Here is a 12,323-nt window from a genome sequence, read left to right as displayed (position 1 = left end):
TATCAGGCTTTGCGGCGTGCGTGCAAATGCGCAACGAGGCCGATTGTCGAAGCATCTTTGCCTTCAGCAGATTCAGCACCGGAAACCACCGGCAGAAGCTCGGTTGCCAGTTCCTTGCCAAGCTCCACGCCCCACTGGTCGAACGCATTGATGCCGAAAATCTGCGCTTCGACGAATACGCGATGCTCGTAAAGGGCGATCAGACGACCAAATGCAAAAGGGTCGAGCTTGTCGTGAACAAGTGTGAGCGACGGACGGTTGCCCGAGAACACGCGATGCGGTGCAATGCGCTCGACTTCGCTTTCAGGAAGGTTCTTGCTCTTCAACTGCGCGCGGGCTTCATCCAGCGTGCGGCCCTTCATCAGCGCTTCCGACTGCGCAAGGCAATTGGCAAGCAGCATTTCATGCTGATGATCGAGGTGCTTTTCATGGCCCTTTGCCGCAACGATGAATTCGAGCGGAATAGTGTCGGTGCCCTGATGCAGAAGCTGGAAGAAGGCGTGCTGGCCATTGGTGCCGGGCTCGCCCCAGACAACCGGACCAGTTGGACCGGAAACGGGCTTGCCGTCGACCGTCACGCTCTTGCCGTTCGATTCCATATCGAGCTGCTGGAGATAGGCCGGAACACGCGCCAGACGCTGATCATAAGGGATGACAGCGCGGCTACCATAGCCACAAATTGCGCGGTGCCAGTAACCGATAAGACCGAGCCAGATTGGCAGGTTCTTTTCCAGCGGTGCATCACGGAAATGCACGTCCATCGAATGCGCACCCGCAAGGAATTTGCGGAAATTGTCTGCACCAATCGCGATCATCACCGGCAGGCCAATCGCCGACCACACCGAATAGCGGCCGCCAACCCAATCCCAGAAGCCAAAGACGCGTTCTTCGCCAATGCCGAATGCTGCAACCTTATCAAGGGCTGTGGAAACGGCAGCAAAATGCGCGCCAACTGCGTCTTCACCCAGTGCATCGGCAATCCATTTGCGCGCGGTCTGCGCGTTGGTCATGGTTTCGATGGTGGTGAAGGTCTTGGAGGCGACGATGATGAGCGTCGTTGCCGGATCAAGCGCATTGAGCGTGTCGGCAATATGTGCGCCATCGATGTTCGAGACATAATGCGCGCGCGGTCCGTCATGGTAAGGCGAAAGTGCGATCGTTGCCATGACCGGGCCGAGATCAGAGCCGCCGATACCGATATTGACGATGTCGGTGATCTTCTTGCCAGTCGCACCCTTGATCGAGCCTGAACGGATGCCATCGGAAAAGGCAGCCATACGGTCGAGAACTTCCTTCACGTCAGGCAGAACGTTATGGCCATCAACCAGCACTTCCTTGGACGTGGTGTCACGAAGGGCCACATGCAGCACAGCGCGGTCTTCAGTATTGTTGATGTGCTCGCCTGCAAACATTGCAGCGCGACGACCTTCCACGTCAGCAGCCTTGGCCACTTCAGTCAGAAGCGCAACCGTCTCGTCGTTGACACGTGCTTTCGACCAGTCAAACAGAAGATCGTCCAGAGATAGCGAATAGCGCTCAAAACGGCCTGGATCGGCTTTAAAGGCTGCGCGCATGTCCTTTGGTGCAGCGTCCGTCCAGTGCTTTTTCAGCTGTGCGACCGTTGCTTCAAGCTTCGCCGCGTCTCTTGCCATGATGGTACTCCCGGTCAATCAAATCGATTTAATTGTCTTAATAGAGCATTTTAGTGGAGAAGTGCATCCGTTAAATTACAGAAATTTTCCATTTTGATGTCGTTCCGTATAGGGATATGCATCAATTTAGGTTGATCAGGAGCAGTGTAAAGCATGGACCTCGTCGGAGAAGAAAGAATCGCTGCACCCCGGCAGGCCGTATGGGACGCGCTCAACGACATTGAGACGCTGAAAAACTGCATTCCGGGCTGCGAAGATCTCGAACGTCTGTCGGACACGGAAATACGGGCAGCGCTGAAAGTCAGTCTCGGCGTGCTTAAAGTTCGCTTTCACGGCATGCTCGAACTTTCCAACATGAACCCGCCCGCCTCCTATACGATCTCTGGACGCGGTGAAGGTTCCATTGCGGGCTTCGCCCATGGCGATACCGATGTAACACTCACCACGGACGGTGATGATACGATCCTCACTTACGTGATCCGGGGTGATGCAGGCGGCAAGATCGCCCAGCTCGGCTCGAAACTGCTCGGCTCGGTGGCACGCAAGGTCGCGGATCGCTTCTTTGCCAATATCGGTGCTGCGGCCGCGCAAAAAGCGGCAGAAAACGCCGCTGCAAAAACGGCATAATTTCATTCCAAGATGGTATGAGAATAGATGGGAAAGCGTTTTTGCTTTTCGCCCTTATGAGATAGTCGATAACGCGTAACCCGTGACAAGGCCTATCGGCATGAAACCCAGAGATACCGCCACCTATATTTTTCTTGCCGTAGCATGGGGGCTGTCGTTCCTCGTGGTGTTGCGCGTGGTCGAAGCCTTTGGCTGGGTCGGCGCGGTTGCCTTCCGCTCCTTCATTGCGGCTGGAACGCTTTTTGTAATCGCGAAACTCTCCGGACGCAGGCTTGATTTTCACGCGGGCTGGAAACCCTTCGCCGTGGTTGGCGCAACCACCGTTGCAGGCCAGCTGATCGGCCTTTCCTATGGCACACCGCTGATCGGCACGGCGATGGCCGCGATCTGCGTTGCATCCATTCCGCTGTTCTCGATGGTTATCAGCCAGCTCTGGGGTCTTGAGCGCATTACTTCACGCGGCCTGATCGGCCTGTTGCTCGGCGTGACCGGCATCGTGCTGCTGGTTGGCTTCCCGGCCGTTGCCGTCACGCCTGCATTCGTGATGGGCTGTATTGCCGTGCTTTTCTCCTGCTTCTCGGCAGCTTTCGGCAGCAATTATGCAAGCCGTCGTCTTTCTACAACCGGCTCATGGGAAACCACCATCGGCGCATTCGTGTTTGGCGGCATTCTGACTTTGCCACTGATTTTCGCCATTCCTGTACCAACAACACCGGGGCTCGTTGACTTCATCTATCTGCTGGTTTCGGCCTGCGTGATGAGTGCGCTTACCTATGTGCTTTATTTCAAACTGGTCGGGAATGTGGGACCGACCAAAGCCATCAGCGTCGAATTCGTGGTAACGGTCATCGCGGTTCTGGTGGGTGCGGTGTTCCTCAAAGAACAGCTTTCGTTGATCCAGTTTGTCGGTGCTGCCGTCATCATTGCAGGCTGCGCACTGGTGCTGAGCTCGCGCCCTGCCCTGCCAAAAGAAGCGGAAGCTTTTCAGGAATCAGAAACAGAGAAAACCTCTGACAATAACATTCTCAAATCAGAGACAATCTGATTTCACACTCTGATCATCTGTCAAAGGCCCGCGCTTCCAAAGCCGGGCCTTTCTCTATTTCTAGTGCCTAACTCTCATAAATTGACCAGATGATAAAAAATTTGACCTTCCGTAAAAATCTGTCATCCTGTCAGTAACGGGCACCACGCGACGGCAAAGATCGCAGCCCGGAACAGAGTTCAAGGTGCGCAAAGGGAACCCGCGCCTTAACAAGCAAAAATGGGAGATGCGATCGATGAGATCAGCAGAGAATTCGCCTATTGATGCAATTGATAATCCGGGACATGCGAACGGGCCTGATATTCATGGCTCGCGGCTTGAGAAGGCCGACTATGCGCATGTTTTCGATGATCTGCATCCACCGCTGAACAAGCATGAAGCCCTCGTTGAATCCGACCGCTGCTATTATTGCTATGATGCGCCCTGCATGAATGCATGCCCGACCAGCATCGATATTCCGCGTTTTATTCGCCAGATTAACACCGGCAATGCAATCGGTGCGGCAAAGACCATTCTCTCAGAAAATATTCTGGGCGGCATGTGCGCCCGCGTCTGCCCGACAGAAACGCTTTGCGAAGAAGTGTGCGTTCGCGAAACTTCGGAAGGCAAACCGGTCAAGATCGGTCATTTGCAGCGCTATGCCACAGATGTTCTGATGGAAACCGGCAATCATCCTTTCAAGCGCGCACCCGAAACCGGCAAGCACATCGCAATCGTTGGCGCGGGCCCGGCAGGTATCTCCGCAGCACATCGCCTTGCGATGTATGGGCATCAGGTGACGATTTTTGAAGCGCGGCCCAAGGGCGGCGGTCTTAATGAATATGGTATTGCCGCCTATAAGACGGTCAATAATTTCGCCCAGCGCGAACTGGAATTCGTGCTGAAAATCGGCGCGATCAATATCGAATATAACCAGACGCTCGGTCAGGACATCACCATTGAAGCGCTGAAGGCTGGCTATGATGCAGTTTTCCTCGGCATGGGCATGCCAGGCGTCAACGATCTGGCGCTTGTCGGCGAAGATGCGCCCAACGTGATCGATGCGGTGGATTACATCGCCAATCTGCGTCAGGCAAAAGACCTCTCATCCCTCCCCGTTGGCCGCAATGTGGTAGTGATCGGCGGCGGCATGACCGCTGTAGACGTTGCCATTCAGACCAAGAAGCTTGGCGCTGAAAACGTGACAATCGTTTATCGTCGCGGTCAGGAAAGCATGAATGCCAGCGCCTATGAGCAGGAACTGGCACAGATTCATGGCGTGGTGATCCGTCACTGGTTGCAACCGCATGCCCTTGAGCGGAACGAAGACGGCACGGTCAATGCCGTGGTCTTTGAATATACCAATGCCGATAGCGGCAAGCTTTCCGGCACCGGCGAATATCTCATTCTTGAAGCCGATCAGGTGTTCAAGGCTATCGGCCAGAAGTTTGAACCAGAGCCAATTGCTGGGTCTGGCATCGGGCTTTCCAAAGGACGCATCAGCGTTGATGAAGATCGTCGCACATCCGTTGAGGGCATATGGGCGGGGGGCGACTGCGTTGCGGGCGGTCAGGATCTGACCGTTGCATCGGTGGAAGACGGCAAGGTTGCCGCAGAATCCATCCATGCGACGCTGACAAAACGTCCCGAAGCCATTGAAGGCTTTGCCGATGCGGTGTTGTCGGGCGGCGCACTTCATGCGCCCTCCCCGTCTGCTTCGCGCGACCGCAGTGTGCCATTGGGCCAGGAACAGGGCTGAGGAGAGTAAAAATGGCTGATCTTTCAACGAACTTCCTCGGCATTAAATCTCCGAACCCGTTCTGGCTGGCTTCGGCTCCGCCGACTGACAAAGCCTACAATGTTGAGCGGGCTTTCAAGGCTGGCTGGGGTGGCGTGGTCTGGAAAACGCTGGGTTCCGAAGGCCCACCGGTGGTCAATGTCAATGGTCCGCGCTATGGCGCAATCCATGGCGCTGACCGGCGCTTGCTTGGTCTCAACAATATCGAGCTGATCACCGACCGGCCGCTCGAAGTGAACCTGCGCGAAATGAAAGAAGTGAAAATGCGCTGGCCCGACCGCGCACTGATCGCTTCGATCATGGTGCCATGCGAAGAAGAAGCGTGGAAAGCAATCCTGCCCCTGGTGGAAGAAACTGGCGCTGACGGCATTGAGCTGAACTTTGGCTGTCCGCACGGCATGAGCGAGCGCGGCATGGGTGCGGCTGTCGGTCAGGTGCCGGAATATGTCGGCATGGTCGTGAAATGGTGCAAGCAATATAGCCGCATGCCGGTGATCACCAAGCTGACGCCGAACATCACCGATATTCGCAAGCCAGCACGCGGCGCAAAGGCCAATGGCACCGATGCTGTATCGCTGATCAACACGATCAATTCGATTGTGTCGGTTGATCTGGACAGCATGTCGCCGGTTCCGTCTATTGATGGGCGCGGCAGTCATGGCGGTTATTGCGGACCAGCGGTTAAGCCTATTGCGCTCAACATGGTGGCGGAAATTGCGCGCGATCCTGAAACCTATGGCCTGCCAATTTCCGGCATTGGCGGCATTACCACATGGCGCGATGCGGCCGAGTTTATTGCACTTGGTTGCGGCACGGTTCAGGTCTGTACGGCTGCTATGACCTATGGCTTCAAGGTCGTTGAAGAAATGATCGACGGCCTGTCCGACTGGATGGACAGCAAAGGCTATCAGACGCTCGATGATTTCCGTGGCATGGCCGTGGGACATGTCAGCGACTGGCAGTATCTCAACCTCAATTATGTCACCAAGGCACGAATTGATCAGGATTCATGCATCAAATGTGGTCGTTGCCATATTGCCTGCGAAGATACCTCGCATCAGGCAATCACCAATCTGGTGAATGGTGCGCGGCACTTTGAGGTGATCGATGAGGAATGCGTTGGCTGCAATCTTTGCGTAAATGTCTGCCCGGTTGAGGATTGCATCACCATGGAGCAGATCGGCGATTTCGATCCGCGCACCAAGGCACCGATCCCGGCACAATATGCCAACTGGACCACGCATCCGAACAATCCGGTGGCCGTGAAAGAGGCCGCCGAATAAAACAGAAACGCCGGGCAAAAACCCGGCGTTTTCTTTTGCTGTATTTGTTTTTAACGGCTGACGCGTTTGCCTTTTTCCGGCTCGAACACATGGCTTGTTGCCGGATCAATCGCAATGGTCAGCACGTCGCCCGGACGCACGGTCAGGCGCTCGCGGAACAGGCAGGTAATCGGCTGATCGCCGAGCTTGCCCATGACCATGATTTCCGAGCCGGTTGGCTCAACGATTTCGACCGAGACCGGAACGCCGTTATCGGCAATCTTCATATGTTCAGGGCGCATACCATAAACGGCCTTGCCCGAAAGACTTGCATAATCGCCTTCCGGAAGCGGCATACGGAAGCCGCCGTCGGCCACGAACGAACCTTCTTCGATCTTGCCATTCACAAAATTCATTGATGGCGAACCGATAAAGCCTGCGACAAACATGTTGGCCGGGCGATCATAAAGATCGAGCGGCGCACCGATCTGTTCAACTAGACCATCACGCATGACGACGATCTTATCAGCCATGGTCATGGCTTCGATCTGATCGTGGGTCACGTAAATCGTGGTGGTCTTCAGACGCTGATGCAGACCCTTGATTTCGCCGCGCATCTGCACACGCAATTTAGCGTCGAGATTGGAAAGCGGCTCATCGAACAAAAACACCTGCGGATCGCGAACAATCGCACGACCCATGGCCACACGCTGGCGCTGCCCGCCGGAAAGCTGGCGCGGAAAACGGTCAAGCAGCTTGTTCAGCCCAAGAATTTCCGCTGCACGATTGACGCGGCTGTCGCGTTCTTCCTTCGGCGCATTTTTCAGCATGAGCGCAAAGCCCATATTGTCGGCCACCGTCATATGCGGATAGAGCGCATAATTCTGGAACACCATGGCGATGTCGCGTTCCTTGGCGCGCAGGTCATTGACCACACGCGGGCCGATGGCGATTTCGCCGTCACTGATTTCCTCGAGTCCTGCGATCATGCGCAAAAGCGTTGACTTGCCACAACCCGATGGGCCGACCAGCACGACAAATTCGCCGTCCTGAATATCCACGGACACGCCGTGCAACACGCCGACATTGCCATATTTCTTGATTGCATTTCGGATGGATACAGATGCCATCTTGAACCTCAACTCTTATTTGACGGCGCCTGCTGTCAGACCTGCAACGATCTGGCGCTGTGCGAAAACGGTTAGCAACAGGACCGGCAATGTGACCACAAGGGCTGCGGCGGCAAGCGGACCCCAGCTGACCTGTTCAAAGGACAGCATGTTGTAAACTGCGACCGGCAGGGTGCGTGTCTCGCGACTTGCAAGCACGATGCCGAAAACGAAATTGTTCCACGAGAAGATCACCGCAAGGATGAGCGACACCACAACGCCAGGCTTGGCGATGGGAAGTGCCACTTTCCTGAACACCTGCCACGAGGATGCACCATCGATAATGGCGGCTTCTTCAAGCTCCATAGGGGTCGTCTCAAAATAGCCGATCATGATCCAGATCACGATTGGAACAGTCACAACGAGATGGATGATGATCTGCGGCCAGAGCGTGCCGAGAAGGCCGAGCGTCTGGAACAGCAGGAACAGCGGGATCAAATAAGACAGGCCCGGTGTCATACGCGCAATCATGATGACGATTGCCGACTTGTTGGCGCGCAGTCGTGCGATACCGTAACCCGCCGGAACACCGACCAGCAATGCCAGCAAGGTGGCTGTTCCGGTGACCAAGATACTGTTCCAGAAATAGAGCAGAAAGTCGTTGGTCTCGAAAATTCCGGTATAGTTCGACCACGCGATGCGGTCAGGGATGAGGATTGGCGGATAAGCGCCGTTGTCGATTTCATATTTCAACGAAAGCGACAGCATCCAGACGAAGAAGAAGATTGCGGGCGACACGATCACGAAAACCATGAGTGCCGTGCCAAGCTTGGAAAGGATTGACTTACGTGCCATGGTCAGTCCTCACGAGTTCCACTTGGTCCGCTGGCGCAGGGCCAGAAGAACCATCGACATGGCGATAATGACAATGAAGAACACCACGGCAATCGCCGATCCATAGCCAATGTCGTAATAGGAAAACGCCACGTTATAGAGATAAATATTGATGGTTTCCGATGCCGTTCCGGGACCGCCCTGCGTCATCGCATAGATGATGTCGAAGCTTTTCAGCGCATCAATCGAGCGAATGATAACGGCCACCATGATAAACGGCAGGATCATCGGAAGCGTGATATAGCGGAACTTCTGCCAACCATTGGCACCATCGATTTCCGCACTTTCAAACGGATCACGCGGCATGGAAGCAAGGCCGCCCAGCACAATCAGCATCACCAGCGGCGTCCACTGCCAGGTTTCAACCAGCACCAGCGACGGGATAACCGTGCTCTGATTAAAGATCCACTCTTGCGGCGCAATGCCGATCAGCGAGAGAAGATAGTTCAGCACACCCAGCTGCGGGTGATACATCATGGTCCAGACAAGGGCGACCGCAACTGGCGTTGCCATCATCGGCATCACGAAAATACCGCGCAACAGTCCGCGCATTGGCAATTTGCTGTCAAAGACCAGCGCCGCAATCGTGCCCAAGATCATCGGAGCCACGACCGAGAGAACCGTATAGACAACCGTGTGCCACATGGATTCCCAGAAGCGCATATCGGCGGCGAGACGCAGATAATTGTCGAAACCGACAAAGCTCTGTTCACCGCCGAGCTGCCACTGGTTGGCACTCATCCAGAGTGTAAACACCCATGGGAAAACGATCACCGCCCCGACGGTAATCAAGGCTGGAAGAACGAACGGCCAGTAGCTTGGCCGCAAGCGACCTGTGACCGGCTTGGTGGCAGGAACAGCTTGCGCTGTTCCTGTTTTTGCACCTATCGGGGCGGCAGATGTCATTTTCCTTCGCTCCGTGCGAGGACCGGACGGAATTCTTCCGTCGCGCGTTTCATTTCAGTTTCTGCGTCAGCACCGTTCAAGAGATTGGTGAGGCCAACACCGATAATGTCGCGGAATTCCGTGACCGGCACGATGACTGGCAGGCAGAGCTGGCTGATCGGGGCAGACTTCGAGAGCGCTTCCACCCAGCCTTCCGGCATGGTGACGCCCTTGCGGACTTCTGCATCGTCGATGATCGACTTGCGGAACGGAACGCCCGATCCCGATTGCAGAAGACGCGCGCCCATTTCCTTGGAAATAGCCCACTGGCAATAAAGATATGCGGCTTCTTTGTTTTTCGAAGCTTCGGTCACGCCGATACCGTCGCCGGTGGTCGGGGCTGCCTGTGCATTCGGGCCTGCTGGCATGACGCCATAGCCAACCTTGCCAACAACGCGCGACTTGTTCGGATCTTCGAGCGGTGGAGCAAAGCCGATACCATCAAGCCACATACCAACGCGGCCCTGAAGGAAGTTCGACTGGCATTCGGCCCAGTTGAAGCCCGCAACACCGGGAGGTGCCGATTTGGTCATCAGGCGCTGGTAAAGCTTGGCGGCTTCAATGCCTTCTGGTGAATCCGTCTGGACATTGCCATCCGCATCCACCGACTGCTTGCCATAACCGAGCAGAAGGCTGGTATAGACCGGAGCATTGGCATTCTTCATGCCGCGTGCAACGAAACCATAGGTTCTGGTTGATGGGTCCGTCAGGGCTTCAGCGGTTGTGACCAGCTCTTCAAACGTCTTAGGGAATTCAAGGCCCTTCTCCGCAAAGAGATCCTTGTTCCAGTAGATGATCCAGTAATCAACCGAGAACGGCAGCGCGCCGAAGCGGCCATTGGCGTCCTTGGCGAAGGTCAGACCAGCACTGGCGAAATCATCTTCTGTGAGTGACGCATCGGTCAGCGTCGGGTCTTTCAGGAACGGGTTGAGGTCGGCAAGCCAACCGCCCTTTTCAAACTGGCGCTTCTGAACGTGATAGCTGATATGGATAACGTCGAAACTCGGACGGCCTGAAGTCAGCTCGATCACCGCCTTCTGGCGCTGCTGCTGTTCCGGCGTCTGCTCGGAGTTCACCTTGATGCCAGTGAGTTCTTCGAATTCCTTCTGATATTTCTGAAGGATTTCGCCGCGCGGGCTCTTGATGAGGTTTACTTCAAGTGTGGTCCCGGCATACTTCTTCCAGTCGACACCCGACTGAGCGAATGATGGGCTGATGCCCGTGACACCTGAAGCGGCAATGGCCGCTGTTCCCGCCAGAAACTGACGACGTGTTGGACGTAATAGATTCATTACATGCTCCTCCCCTGTTGTGTTCCTGATCAGGCGACTCCTCTCGCATGACCATGGCCTTTAAATGTGCAAAGCCAGCTTCCGTGCATTGTTGATATGAACGGCGATGGCATCCATGGCTGTCTGCGGATCGCGTGTTTCGATTGCAGCAAGGACAGCGAGATGCTCCTGCATGACCGGGATAACGCGCCCGGTGATGCGGAAACGTTCCTGATTGATCAGGCGCATCTTGATCGTATTGGTCTGATAGGCGCGCCAGATGATTTCATTGTCGAGCGAGCCGACAATTGTATCATGCAAGCTCCAGTCGATATTCTGCGCCTGCTCTTCGAGCTCTGGTGTTTCGCCCTCACTCATTGCGCGATTGAGCGTGTCTTCATGCTCAGCGCGCAACGAACGCAACAGCTCATCGGAAGCCGCCTGACAGAAGATGGCAATCGCCTCCTTTTCGATGAAAAGGCGGAACTGAAACGCTTCGCGGATCAGATTGAGATCGATATGGGCGATCTGGAGCCCGCGCTGCGGCACGGTCTTGATAAGACCTTCCGCTTCGAGGCGCGGGATCAGTTCGCGGATAGCACCCAGCGGCAAGCCCGTCATGGTGACAAGCTGGCGCTGCGAAACGAACTGGCCCGGATGAAAATCACGCGCCAGCAAATGCTGGGTGAAGCTCTGATAAGCCTTGTCCCGCAATTTTACCGGTTCGTTGTGATCGTCCGCCAAAGCCTGTCCCCTCTCAGTCCCGCTTGCTTATGCCGCCCTTAAGCTGCTTTTGCCATATGCAAACGGTCAAATACACTGCCAATTGCATCGAAATCCGCATCATTCAGTGAAATCAGCGGCGCGCGTACGCGACGCCACTCCTTGTCACCCGTATGACGCGCCACCATGGCCTTGACCGCAGGCGTGACCGGATAGTTCAGCAATTGCTGTACTGCGCCGACCAGTTCAGCATCGTCCTGACCGTTATTGATCATGCGCAGAAGGCGATCCGGGAACAGGTTTGCCATGCCGGAAATCGCACCCTGCCCACCGAGACGTACACCGGCGGCAAGATCACGCTCATCGCCGATCAGGATCGCAATGTCCTTGTGGGCTGCAAGCAGCTTTTCCGTATAGGCCCAGGTGCCGGAAGAATCCTTCACGCCAGTAATGATGCCACCAAAGGCTGCGCGCAGACGGGTGATCAGATCGACCGAAAGCTCAACCGCTGTCACCGATGGGATGTTGTAGAGAATGATGCTGCGGGCATCGTCACCCAAACCTTTGAAGACTGCCGAGAACCAGTTGAACAGGCCTTCATCCGAGAGGTTTTTGAAGTAGGAAGGCGGCGCCAGAAGAATGGCCTTGCAGCCGCGACGCAGTGCATCGGCAGACTGTGCGACCGCATCGGCAATCGAGTTTTCCATCACACCAACAACGATGTTGGAAGCAGCAAAGCCCTGCGCGATGAAGGCATCGAGAAGCGCTGCGCGCTCGGCGTCACCAATGGAAGAGCCTTCGCCGGTGGTGCCGAACAGGGTTACGCTTGAGCAGCCGTTATCAAGGCGTGCGCGGGCATGCTTCAGGGCACGGCTGACATCGATTTTGCCATCTGCGTCGAATGGTGTCGTAAGCGCTGCAGAGAGCCCGAAGCGCTCCTGCCGAGAATGATTGTGTGCCAAAACTGGCTCCTCCCAAATTTGAACTTCAGGTTTGCACATACTAACATGTTAGTAAA

The 12,323-nt window shown here is 55.4% G+C and carries 11 protein-coding genes; 4 read left to right on the top strand and 7 right to left on the bottom strand.

All coding sequences use genetic code 11. The annotated features are described in order from the left end of the window. Positions 1-2 precede the first annotated feature (2 nt). Positions 3-1,652 carry a glucose-6-phosphate isomerase gene (pgi, locus tag ACSME1_RS08785; RefSeq protein ID WP_024897826.1) on the bottom strand — a complete coding sequence of 550 codons (1,650 nt, stop codon included), beginning with the start codon at positions 1,650-1,652 and terminating at the stop codon, positions 3-5. Between the two features lie 153 nt (positions 1,653-1,805). Here pgi and ACSME1_RS08780 point away from each other — a divergent pair, with 153 nt between their 5' ends. The 4 genes from ACSME1_RS08780 to preA all read left to right on the top strand — a co-directional run bounded on the left by ACSME1_RS08780 (position 1,806) and on the right by preA (position 6,384). After that, positions 1,806-2,279, top strand: coding sequence for a CoxG family protein (locus tag ACSME1_RS08780; protein WP_024897827.1), 474 nt, complete (start codon positions 1,806-1,808; stop codon positions 2,277-2,279). A 100-nt stretch (positions 2,280-2,379) separates the two neighbouring features. Next, a complete protein-coding gene (locus ACSME1_RS08775; protein WP_105705387.1) occupies positions 2,380-3,324 on the top strand; it encodes a DMT family transporter in 945 nt (314 codons plus the stop codon). Between the two features lie 226 nt (positions 3,325-3,550). Beyond that, entirely contained in the window at positions 3,551-5,062 is a 1,512-nt protein-coding gene (locus ACSME1_RS08770) for an NAD(P)-dependent oxidoreductase (RefSeq protein WP_181152044.1), read from the top strand. An 11-nt stretch (positions 5,063-5,073) separates the two neighbouring features. Next, entirely contained in the window at positions 5,074-6,384 is a 1,311-nt protein-coding gene (gene preA / locus ACSME1_RS08765) for an NAD-dependent dihydropyrimidine dehydrogenase subunit PreA (RefSeq protein ID WP_100559752.1), read from the top strand. Positions 6,385-6,434: 50 nt separating this feature from the next. Here preA and ACSME1_RS08760 read toward each other — a convergent pair whose 3' ends face one another. The 6 genes from ACSME1_RS08760 to ACSME1_RS08735 are packed head-to-tail and all read right to left on the bottom strand — an operon-like array spanning position 6,435 to position 12,267. Continuing rightward, complete coding sequence (locus ACSME1_RS08760) at positions 6,435-7,493, bottom strand: ABC transporter ATP-binding protein (protein ID WP_024897830.1); 1,059 nt, start codon at positions 7,491-7,493, stop codon at positions 6,435-6,437. 15 nt (positions 7,494-7,508) lie between these two features. Next, positions 7,509-8,327, bottom strand: coding sequence for a carbohydrate ABC transporter permease (locus ACSME1_RS08755; protein ID WP_105705389.1), 819 nt, complete (start codon positions 8,325-8,327; stop codon positions 7,509-7,511). Between the two features lie 9 nt (positions 8,328-8,336). Next, a complete protein-coding gene (locus tag ACSME1_RS08750) occupies positions 8,337-9,272 on the bottom strand; it encodes a carbohydrate ABC transporter permease (RefSeq protein WP_105705391.1) in 936 nt (311 codons plus the stop codon). Beyond that, positions 9,269-10,603 (bottom strand): ABC transporter substrate-binding protein, encoded by a 1,335-nt coding sequence (locus tag ACSME1_RS08745; RefSeq protein ID WP_024897833.1) that lies wholly within the window; start codon positions 10,601-10,603, stop codon positions 9,269-9,271. The genes ACSME1_RS08750 and ACSME1_RS08745 overlap by 4 nt, the downstream gene beginning before the upstream one ends. 60 nt (positions 10,604-10,663) lie before the next feature. Next, entirely contained in the window at positions 10,664-11,326 is a 663-nt protein-coding gene (locus tag ACSME1_RS08740; RefSeq protein WP_024897834.1) for a GntR family transcriptional regulator, read from the bottom strand. A 38-nt stretch (positions 11,327-11,364) separates the two neighbouring features. Beyond that, complete coding sequence (locus ACSME1_RS08735) at positions 11,365-12,267, bottom strand: dihydrodipicolinate synthase family protein (RefSeq protein ID WP_105705393.1); 903 nt, start codon at positions 12,265-12,267, stop codon at positions 11,365-11,367. Between the last annotated feature and the right edge of the window lie 56 nt (positions 12,268-12,323).

This window comes from Brucella pituitosa, assembly GCF_965577835.1.
Classification (GTDB): domain Bacteria; phylum Pseudomonadota; class Alphaproteobacteria; order Rhizobiales; family Rhizobiaceae; genus Brucella; species Brucella pituitosa.
Note: the sequence above shows the minus strand (reverse complement) of the source record. Positions and strands in the feature narration are given on the sequence as shown.

What these genes read in the sequence shown, in the direction of transcription:
- ACSME1_RS08775 (WP_105705387.1), top strand. Translation starts at nt 2,380, where the DNA reads ATGAAACCCAGAGATACCGCCACCTATATTTTTCTTGCCGTAGCATGG.
- ACSME1_RS08755 (WP_105705389.1), bottom strand. Translation starts at nt 8,327, where the DNA reads ATGGCACGTAAGTCAATCCTTTCCAAGCTTGGCACGGCACTCATGGTT.
- pgi (WP_024897826.1), bottom strand. Translation starts at nt 1,652, where the DNA reads ATGGCAAGAGACGCGGCGAAGCTTGAAGCAACGGTCGCACAGCTGAAA.
- ACSME1_RS08770 (WP_181152044.1), top strand. Translation starts at nt 3,551, where the DNA reads ATGCGATCGATGAGATCAGCAGAGAATTCGCCTATTGATGCAATTGAT.
- ACSME1_RS08760 (WP_024897830.1), bottom strand. Translation starts at nt 7,493, where the DNA reads ATGGCATCTGTATCCATCCGAAATGCAATCAAGAAATATGGCAATGTC.
- ACSME1_RS08745 (WP_024897833.1), bottom strand. Translation starts at nt 10,603, where the DNA reads ATGAATCTATTACGTCCAACACGTCGTCAGTTTCTGGCGGGAACAGCG.
- ACSME1_RS08780 (WP_024897827.1), top strand. Translation starts at nt 1,806, where the DNA reads ATGGACCTCGTCGGAGAAGAAAGAATCGCTGCACCCCGGCAGGCCGTA.
- ACSME1_RS08750 (WP_105705391.1), bottom strand. Translation starts at nt 9,272, where the DNA reads ATGACATCTGCCGCCCCGATAGGTGCAAAAACAGGAACAGCGCAAGCT.
- preA (WP_100559752.1), top strand. Translation starts at nt 5,074, where the DNA reads ATGGCTGATCTTTCAACGAACTTCCTCGGCATTAAATCTCCGAACCCG.